This window comes from Terriglobales bacterium, from assembly GCA_035651995.1.
GTDB lineage: Bacteria > Acidobacteriota > Terriglobia > Terriglobales > Acidobacteriaceae > DASRER01.
Genome location: DASRER010000026.1, coordinates 23,071 through 32,454, shown reverse-complemented (window position 1 = coordinate 32,454; position 9,384 = coordinate 23,071). Strand labels below are relative to the sequence as shown.

Sequence of the window (9,384 nt, the reverse complement as noted above, 5' to 3'; positions counted from 1 at the left end):
CCTGCTGCTGCGCGGCACCGGCAAGGACGAAGTGGAGCGGGGCATGGTGCTGGCCAAGCCGGCGTCGATCACGCCGCACACCAAGTTCAAGGCCGAGGTGTACGTGCTCAGCAAGGAAGAGGGCGGGCGGCACACGCCGTTTTTCAACGGCTACCGGCCGCAGTTCTACTTCCGCACGACCGACGTGACCGGGGTGGCGCACCTGCCGGGCGGGACCGAGATGGTGATGCCGGGGGACAACGTGACGCTGGAGATCGAGCTGATCACGCCGGTGGCCATGGAGAAGGGCCTGCGCTTCGCCATCCGCGAGGGCGGCCGCACCGTGGGCGCGGGAACGATCAGCGAGATCGTGAAGTAAGAGGGACCTATGCCACGCGAAATTGTGACCATGCAGTGCGCAGTATGCAAAGAGCGGAATTACTCGACGACGAAGAACCGCAAGTCCACGCCGGACCGGCTGGAGTTTGCCAAGTTCTGTCGCAAGTGCCGCAAGCACACCGAGCACAAGGAAGTGAAGTAATTGCGGGATTGCCGAATTGCGGAATTGCGGAAATTTCAATTCGGCAATTCTGGCGGTTCGGCAATTCGGCAGTCCGAAACAGGGGCGTAAGCTCAACGGTTAAACTGCCGGTCTCCAAAACCGGACTTGGGGGTTCGAATCCCTCCGCCCCTGCCAGTTTTGAGCGGCCCGGCCGCGGAAGCAGTTCAGCAGTCGAGAAGGAAAAAAGCGGGACCATGGCGAAACCAGTAGCGGTAGCGGCGGCGAGCGACGAAGGCATCGGCGGAAAGGTGAAGGCCTGGCCGGAGCGCGCCAAGGGCTTTTACAACGACGTCCGGACGGAGATGAAGAAGGTGACGACGCCTTCGTTCAAGGAAGTCCGCGCCACCACCGGAGTCGTAATCGTGGCGGTGTTCATCTTCGGGCTCTATTTTTTTCTGATCGATAACGCGATCGGCAAGGGCATTGATTCCCTGCTGCGCTACTTCGCGCACCGCTAGGCCGAACGACAGTCAAATACATGCAGGACACGATGCAAGACGAAGAGAAAAACCAGGGCGCGGCCGAAGAAACGGAAACGCCGTCCAACGGCGCCGGCGAGGCCTCCGAGGCGGGTGCGCCGGCCGAAGGCGCAGCGCCGGAAGGCGCGATTCCGCCTCCGTCGAACCCGAACCTGAAGTGGTACATCATCCACACCTATTCGGGATTCGAGCGCAAGGTGAAGGAGTCGCTGGAGTCGCGCGTGCAGGCCTTCGGGCTGCAGGAGAAGATCGGCAGGGTGATGATCCCGACCGAGCCGGTGACCGAGATCCGCGGCGGCAAGAAGTACACCACCGAGCGCGCGTTCCTGCCCGGCTACGTGCTGGTCGAGATGGACATGGATGACAACGTGTGGCACGTGGTGAAGTCCACGCCGCGCGTGACCGGCTTCCTGGGCGCGGGGCAGCACCCGACGCCGATGTCGGAAGAGGAAGTGAACTCGATCGTTTATCGCATCGATCGCGGCAAGGACAAGCCGAAGCTGCGCGTGAAGTTCGAGAAGAACGAGGCGGTGCGCATCACCGAAGGCCCGTTCGCCAACTTCAACGGCGTGGTGGACGAGGTGAACGAGGACCGCGAGACGCTGAAGGTCATGGTGACGATTTTCGGCCGCTCGACTCCGGTTGAGCTGGAGTTCGGGCAGGTGGAAAAGGTGGCGTAACGGCAGTTGTCAGTTGCCGGTTGTCAGAAAAAGATTCCGGGCGCTTGGCGAGAGCCAAGAGCCGCGAGCGAAGAGCGAACTCATGGCGAAGAAAGTCACAGGACAGGTGAAGTTGCAGATTGCGGCGGGCAAGGCGACGCCGGCGCCGCCGGTGGGCCCCGCGCTGGGGCAGGCCCAGGTCAACATCATGGAGTTCTGCAAGCAGTTCAACGCGCGCACCAGCCAGAAGGAACTGGAAGGGCTGATCGTGCCGGTGGTGATCACCGTGTATAACGACCGGTCATTCACCTTTATTACCAAGACGCCGCCGGCGTCGGTGCTGCTGAAGCGCGCGGCGGGCATCGCCAAGGGTTCCGGCTCACCCAACAAGGACAAGGTCGGCAAGGTCACGGAGAAGCAGGTCGAAGAGATTGCGCGGCAGAAGATGCCCGACCTGAACGCCGCGTCGCTCGAGGCGGCGATCAAGAGTGTGAAGGGAACGGCGCGCAGCATGGGGATTGAGGTGGCGTAGATGGAGACGTAGCAAGCCACGTCTCTACGAAAGGCGAACACCACGGCCGCTCAGGTCAGCGAGCGGCGGTGGAAGACGGCAAGGAGAGTCGAAGCGCAATGGCCAAAGAAGGAAAAAACATCACCAAGGCGCGGGCGGCGGTTGAGCCGCGCCCGTACAAGCTGGAGGAGGCGGTCCCGCTTCTCCAGAAAGTGAAATTCGCCAAGTTCGACGAGACGGTGGAGATCACGCTGCGGCTGGGTGTGGATCCCAAGCACGCCGACCAGATGGTGCGCGGCACCGTCGTCCTGCCGCATGGGCTGGGCAAGTCGAAGAAGGTGCTGGTGATCGCCAGCGGGGAGAAGACCAAGGAAGCCGAGCAGGCGGGCGCCGACTACGTGGGCGGCGAAGACATGGTGGAGAAGATCCAGAAGGAAAACTGGATGGACTACGACGCCGTGATCGCCACTCCCGACATGATGAAATCGGTCGGCCGGCTGGGCAAGGTGCTGGGCCCGCGCGGCCTGATGCCCAATCCGAAGACGGGCACGGTGACGTTCGACGTGGCCCGCGCGGTGCAGGAAGTGAAGGCCGGCAAGGTGGAGTTCCGCACCGATAAGACCGCGCTGGTGCACGTGCCGGTGGGCAAGATGAGCTTCAGCGCCGACAAGCTGGTGGACAACGCCACCACGCTGATCTCGAGCGTAATCAAGGCGAAGCCGGCGGCCGCCAAGGGCAAGTATCTGAAGAGCGTGACGCTCAGCTCGACGATGGGCCCCGGCATCCGGATTGATACCTCGGCGGTTGAGGCGGCGGCGCGGGCGTAAGGGGCGATTGAACATCGGGCCATCGGGTCATCGGGCCATTGAAAACCGAGGACCTGCGAGCGACAGCAGTCGCACACATCAGAAAAAGGACCGGACTCATGGCAGTCACCAAGGCGAAGAAAGTCGAACAGGTGGAGAAGCTGGCCGCCGACTTGCAGAAGGCGAACAACATCATTGTCGCCACTTACGGCAAGCTGACGGTGGCGCAGGACTTCGAGCTGCGCAAGGCCGTCCGCGCTAGCGGCGCCAAGTATCGCGTAGTGAAGAACACGCTGGCCGAGCGCGCCTCGAAGGGCACGCCGGCCGAGCAGGCGCTGAAGGAGCTGACCGGCGTCACGTCGATCGCGTACACGTCGGGTGATCCGGTCGAGCTGGCCAAGGCGCTCAGCAAGTACGCCAAGGACAATCCCGAGTTCACGTTCAAGGCGGGGATCGTCGAGGGCCGCGTGATCGCGATCCGCGAGATCGAGGCGCTGGCGAGCATGCCCTCGAAGCAGGAGCTGTACAGCAAGCTCCTGTTCCTGATCAACGCGCCGGCCACGCGCCTGGCGACGGCCATGAACGCCGTCGGTCGTAAGGTAGCGGTGGTGGTGAACCAGGGCGTGAAGGAGAGCAAGTTCAAGGGCGCCGAAGCGGCGTCGTAAAGGGGCTGAGGGCATCGCCACGTTAGGCCGCAATCGGCGCGGCGCGAACGCGGGGCGCCCTGATGAGTTTCGTCGCCGCGATGTGCTGACGCGGCGGCAAAAAGATTTGGTCGCTGTTGTCGCGGGATGCCGCGGGCCTGCATGTCTGGCGGGCTGGCGGCACTGGAAACGCTGACGAGGGCGACGGGACAGCACACGACTAAACCTTTTGGAGAAATGAAATGGCGGACATTCAGCAGTTGGAAGAGCAAATCGTAGGGCTGTCGCTGCTCGACGCGGCGCAGCTGGTGAAGCGGCTCGAGGAGCGCCTTGGCGTCTCGGCGGCGGCGGCTGCCCCGGTTGTGGTGCAGGGCGGCGGCGCGGCGGCGGCGGGCGCGGCCCCGGCCGAGGAGAAGACCGAGTTCACCGTGGTCCTGAAGGACGTGGGATCGAACAAGATCAACGTCATCAAGGCGGTGCGCGAAGTGACCAGCCTGGGCCTGAAGGAAGCCAAGGACCTGGTGGACGGCGCGCCCAAGACGGTGAAAGAGGGCGTCTCCAAGGAAGAGGTGGAGACCATCAAGAAGAAGTTTGCCGAGGCCGGCGCGACGATCGAGGTGAAGTAGTCGCGCGGACGCCGCAAGGTGTCCGTCTCTCTGGCAAACGGCTGAATCCAGTGGGGATGCTGGAGCATCCAATCAGCATCCCCTTCTGAGAAGCGATTCAGCTATGGATGAGCGCGGCGATGCCGCTCCTGGGCGGCGGCGTGGCGCAAACAGTTTGAATGGCGAGCTCCGGCGCTCTGCTGCGGCAGGCGCGCTGGAGGGGAACAGGCCTTAAAGACTGGCGCGGGCAAGCACAGTTCAGGAAGTCGCAACGGCGCGTCACGGCGCCTGCGGGGATTCTTGTCCCTGCGGGCGCATGCTGCTTTGTCTGCGAAAGACGGGCATTTTCTCCGTCTCGCCGGGAATGTAACACGGAAACAGGTGCGCGACGCAAGTGTCGTCGCCCATCCGTTGCGGAGCAAGGAGCGGCCCCGCACAGGATGGGGCACCCACAGCAAGCTTTGATTCGTTGCGCTGAGCGAGTGCAGCGCGTTTTGGGCGATGCCGAAGGGCGCGTCGCCCGTAGTGATCGCAAGGAGTTTCGATGCCGAAGAAGACCGCCGTCCGCAATCGTCTTGATTTCTCAAAAATTCCGGCCACCATCCAGATCCCGAACCTGATCGAGGTGCAGAAGCGTTCCTACGACCGCTTCCTGCAGATGGACCGCCTGCCCAGCGAGCGCGATGACGCCGGGCTCCAGTCGGTGTTCCAGTCGGTGTTCCCCATCTCGGACTTCCGCAACGTCTCCCAGTTGGAGTTCGTGGACTATGCCATCGGCAACTGGGAGTGCAAGTGCGGCCACCTAAAGGGGCTGCACCACCTCCGGACCACCTGCCGCAACTGCGGCGCCACGGTGATCACCGACCCGTTCCACTCCGGCGACGTGCTCTGCTCCAAGTGCGGCACGTACAACGCCAACACGCCTGACTTCTGCAACAAGTGCGGCGACCCGGTCGGCTTGCAGCTGAAGTACGACGTGGCCGAGTGCGAAGAGCGCGGCATGACCTATTCGGCGCCGCTCAAGGTCACGATGCGCCTGACCATCTACGACAAGGACGCCGAGACCGGGAACCGCTCCATCCGCGACATCAAGGAGCAGGAAGTCTTCTTCGGCGACGTGCCGCTGATGACGCAGAACGGTACGTTCATCATCAACGGGACCGAGCGCGTGATCGTTTCGCAGCTCCACCGCTCGCCCGGCGTCTTTTTCGAGACGGCGAACAACCGCACGTACTTCCTGGGCAAGATCATTCCGTATCGCGGCTCGTGGGTGGAGTTTGAGTACGACCAGAAAAACATTTTGTACGTCCGCATCGACCGCAAGCGCAAGTTCCTGGGCACCATCTTCCTGCGCGCGCTGGGGCTGCGGCAGGACGAAGACATTCTGCGGACGTTCTACACGGTTGACCGCATCAGCCTGAAGGACAAGAAGCTGCACTGGGTGCTGGAGCCGGGCATCGAGAAGCCGACGAACCTGGTTGGCCTGAAGCTGGCGCACCGCATTGCCAGCAAGAGTGGCGACGAAATCGTCCACTCCGGCCGCAAGATCACGCCGGCGCTGCTGAAGGAAATCCAGAAGGCGCGCATCAGCGAGATCGAAATTGACGCCACGGACCTGGAGGGCGCGTTCACCGCGGCCGACATCGTGGACACCAGCTCGGGCGAAGTGCTGCTGGAGGCGAACTCGGAGATCACCGCCGACAAGCTGAGCAAGATCATGGACGCGGGCGTGGAGGAGATCCACGTCTTTTTCCCCGAGCGCGACGACGTGGGCACGGTGATCAGCGCCACGCTGCGCCGCGATTCGGTGAAGACGCCGCAGGAAGCGCTCATCGAGATCTACCGCAAGCTGCGCCCGGGCGACCCGCCGACGCTGGACACGGCGACGTCGCTGTTCCAGGGCATGTTCTTCGACCCGCGCAAGTACGATTTCTCGCGCGTGGGCCGGCTGAAGTTCAACATCAAGCTGTTTGACAAGGAAGACGGGACGAACCTCGACAACCGGACGCTCGACCCCGAGGACTTCTACGCCACCATCCGCTATCTGCTGAAGCTGCGCAAGAACATCGGCTCGGTGGACGACATCGATCACCTGGGCAACCGCCGCGTGCGCGCGGTGGGCGAACTGCTGGAGAACCAGTTCCGCATCGGACTGGTGCGCATGGAGCGCGCCATCAAGGAAAAGATGAGCGTGTACCAGGAAATGTCGACGGCCATGCCGCACGACCTGGTGAACGCCAAGCCGGTGATGGCGGCGATCCGCGAATTCTTCGGATCGAGCCAGCTCTCGCAGTTCATGGACCAGACGAACCCGCTGTCGGAAATCACGCACAAGCGGCGCCTCTCGGCCCTTGGGCCGGGCGGTTTGTCGCGTGAGCGCGCCGGATTCGAAGTGCGCGACGTGCACCCCACGCACTACGGGCGCATCTGCCCGATCGAGACGCCGGAAGGTCCGAACATCGGACTGATCTCGTCGCTCTCGTGCTACGCGCGCATCAACGACTACGGCTTCATCGAGTCGCCCTACCGGAAGGTCAAGAACGGCCGCGTGCTCGACTACGTGACCGTGGTCAACGCGGGTGACAGCGACTACCGCGTGGGCGACCACATCGAGAAGCACGAGGTCCTGAAAGCGAATGACGACCTGAAGGAACGTCGCCGCCGGGCGATTGACTGGGAGCCGTTCAGCTTTTACCTGTCGGCGTGGGAAGAGGACCGGCACGTGATCGCGCAGGCGAACGTGGAGCTGGACGACCGCGGGCGCGTGGTCGCCGACTTGGTGAACGCGCGCAAGAGCGGCAACTTCGTGCTCGTGCCGCGCGATGAGGTTGACTACATCGACGTCAGCCCGAAGCAGCTGGTGTCGGTGGCCGCCTCGCTGGTTCCGTTCCTGGAGCACGACGACGCCAACCGGGCGTTGATGGGCGCCAACATGCAACGCCAGTCGGTGCCGCTGCTGCGCGCCGAGGCGCCGCTGGTCGGCACCGGCATGGAAGGCGTGACGGCGCGCGATTCGGGCGCCGTCATCCTGGCGCGCCGTTCGGGAATCGTTGACTCGGTGGACTCGGAGCGCATCATCGTGCGCGTCGAGGGCGAGCACCATCCCGGCCAGCTTTCGCGCGAGGTGGGCAGCGACATCTACCAGCTCACCAAGTTCAAGCGGTCGAACCAGAACACCTGCATCAACCAGAAGCCGGTGGTGCGGCGCGGCGAGCGCGTGGCCAAGGGCCAGGTCATCGCCGACGGTCCGTGCACCGACAAGGGCGAGCTGGCGCTGGGACGCAACGTGCTGGTCGCGTTCATGCCGTGGCGCGGCTACAACTTCGAGGACGCGATCCTGGTCTCCGAGAAGCTGGTGAAAGAGGACTACTACACCAGCGTGCACATCGAGGAGTTCGAGATCGAGGCGCGCGACACCAAGCTCGGTCCCGAGGAAGTGACGCGCGACATTCCCAACGTGAGCGAGAACGCGCTGCGCGACCTGGACGAGAGCGGCATCATCCGCATCGGCGCCACGGTCAAAGCGGGCGACATCCTGGTCGGCAAGGTCACGCCCAAGGGCGAGACGCAGCTCACGCCGGAAGAGAAGCTGCTGCGCGCCATCTTCGGCGAAAAGGCCGGCGACGTGCGCGACGCTTCGCTGACGTGCCCCCCGGGCATCGAGGGGACCGTTGTCGACGTCAAGATCTTCTCGCGCAAGGGCCAGGAGAAGGACGAGCGTGCCAAGGCGATCGAAGCCGAGCAGATTGCGCAGATCGAGCGGAACCTTTCCGACGAAATCCGCATTCTGACCGACGAGCGCCTGAAGCGCCTGGAATCGATCCTGGGCGGGAAGGAAGTGCAGGCTGACCTGCACGACGAGCGCACCAACAAGCGCCTGCTCACCAAGGGAACAGTGCTCGACCGCGACACCATCGAGCGCATCTCCACGCGCAACCTGAAGCGGATCAAGTATGCCGACAAGGACCCGCGCGTGAACGAGCAGATTGACGAAATCGAGGAGATGACTTCGCGCCAGATTGACGTTCTGCGCAAGATCGCCAAGGAGCGCGAGGAGAAACTGAAGAAGGGCGATGAGCTGCCGCCGGGCGTGATCAAGCTGGTGAAGGTTTACATCGCCATGAAGCGCAAGCTTTCGGTGGGCGACAAGATGGCGGGCCGTCACGGCAATAAGGGCGTGATCGCGCGCATCCTGCCCGACGAGGACATGCCGTACCTGAGCGATGGCACGCCGGTCGAGATCGTGCTCAACCCGCTGGGCGTTCCCTCGCGTATGAACGTGGGCCAGATCCTGGAGACGCACCTGGGCTGGGCCGGACGCGAACTGGGCGCGCGCATCACGAAGATGTTCCAGGAGAACTCGCGCGAGGAGGCGATCCGCCGCGAACTGCGCGCCCTGTTCAAGGGCCTGCCGTTCCTGGAGAGCCTGAACGAACTCGACGACGACGACCTGGAAGCGGCCGCGCGGGCCATGAAAAACGGCGTGTTCTTCGCTTCACCGGTGTTCGACGGCGCCCGCGAGACGGAGATCAAGCACCTATTGCGCGAGGCCAACCTGCCGGAGAGCGGCAAGGCTGAGCTCTACGACGGCATGACCGGCGACAAGTTCGAACAGCCGGTCACGGTGGGCTACATCTACATGCTGAAGCTCTCGCACCTGGTGGACGACAAGATCCATGCGCGGTCGATTGGGCCGTACTCGCTGATCACCCAGCAGCCGCTGGGCGGCAAGGCGCAGTTCGGCGGACAGCGCTTCGGCGAGATGGAAGTGTGGGCCCTGGAAGCCTACGGCGCCGCCTACATCCTGCAGGAGCTGCTCACCGCCAAGTCCGACGACGTGTACGGCCGAACCAAGATTTACGAGGCCATCGTGAAGGGCGAGGCGGCGATCGAGCCCGGCGTGCCGGAGTCGTTCAACGTTCTCATCCGCGAGTTGCAGTCGCTGTGCCTTGACGTCGAGCTGATCAAGACGCAGGAGCGCAAGCAGCTGGCGACGGCGGCGGCCGATTAAGACCAGTTCTCGGTTCCCGGTTCTCAGTTCTCAGTTGAGAACCGGGGGCTGAAGAGCTGAATGGAAACTGGATTAACGAAAGCGGCGAGGCCCTGGCCCGGCCGAGCCGCGCGCCGAAAGGCGACACA

9 protein-coding genes and 1 tRNA gene are annotated in these 9,384 nt (G+C 63.6%); all 10 read left to right on the top strand.

Annotated elements, in window-relative coordinates; translation table 11 throughout:
• On the top strand, window positions 1-358 hold a 358-nt coding region (tuf, locus tag VFA60_09820), incomplete at its 5' end, for an elongation factor Tu (protein ID HZQ92077.1).
• Between the two features lie 9 nt (window positions 359-367).
• Complete coding sequence (gene rpmG / locus VFA60_09815; GenBank protein HZQ92076.1) at window positions 368-520, top strand: 50S ribosomal protein L33; 153 nt, start codon at window positions 368-370, stop codon at window positions 518-520.
• Between the two features lie 80 nt (window positions 521-600).
• Window positions 601-676: transfer RNA gene (locus VFA60_09810), tRNA-Trp, on the top strand.
• Window positions 677-735: 59 nt separating this feature from the next.
• Window positions 736-999 (top strand): preprotein translocase subunit SecE, encoded by a 264-nt coding sequence (secE, locus tag VFA60_09805; GenBank protein ID HZQ92075.1) that lies wholly within the window; start codon window positions 736-738, stop codon window positions 997-999.
• 32 nt (window positions 1,000-1,031) lie between these two features.
• Window positions 1,032-1,700, top strand: coding sequence for a transcription termination/antitermination protein NusG (nusG, locus tag VFA60_09800; protein ID HZQ92074.1), 669 nt, complete (start codon window positions 1,032-1,034; stop codon window positions 1,698-1,700).
• A gap of 82 nt (window positions 1,701-1,782) precedes the next feature.
• Window positions 1,783-2,211 carry a 50S ribosomal protein L11 gene (gene rplK / locus VFA60_09795; protein ID HZQ92073.1) on the top strand — a complete coding sequence of 143 codons (429 nt, stop codon included), beginning with the start codon at window positions 1,783-1,785 and terminating at the stop codon, window positions 2,209-2,211.
• A 98-nt stretch (window positions 2,212-2,309) separates the two neighbouring features.
• Window positions 2,310-3,017, top strand: a complete 708-nt coding sequence (gene rplA / locus VFA60_09790; GenBank protein HZQ92072.1) for a 50S ribosomal protein L1 — start codon at window positions 2,310-2,312, stop codon at window positions 3,015-3,017.
• A 98-nt stretch (window positions 3,018-3,115) separates the two neighbouring features.
• Window positions 3,116-3,661 carry a 50S ribosomal protein L10 gene (rplJ, locus tag VFA60_09785; GenBank protein ID HZQ92071.1) on the top strand — a complete coding sequence of 182 codons (546 nt, stop codon included), beginning with the start codon at window positions 3,116-3,118 and terminating at the stop codon, window positions 3,659-3,661.
• 221 nt (window positions 3,662-3,882) lie between these two features.
• Window positions 3,883-4,266, top strand: a complete 384-nt coding sequence (gene rplL, locus VFA60_09780) for a 50S ribosomal protein L7/L12 (GenBank protein HZQ92070.1) — start codon at window positions 3,883-3,885, stop codon at window positions 4,264-4,266.
• Between the two features lie 523 nt (window positions 4,267-4,789).
• The gene (gene rpoB, locus VFA60_09775; protein ID HZQ92069.1) at window positions 4,790-9,256 is read left to right on the top strand and encodes a DNA-directed RNA polymerase subunit beta; all 4,467 of its coding nucleotides are present in this window, start codon (window positions 4,790-4,792) and stop codon (window positions 9,254-9,256) included.
• Window positions 9,257-9,384: the final 128 nt, after the last annotated feature.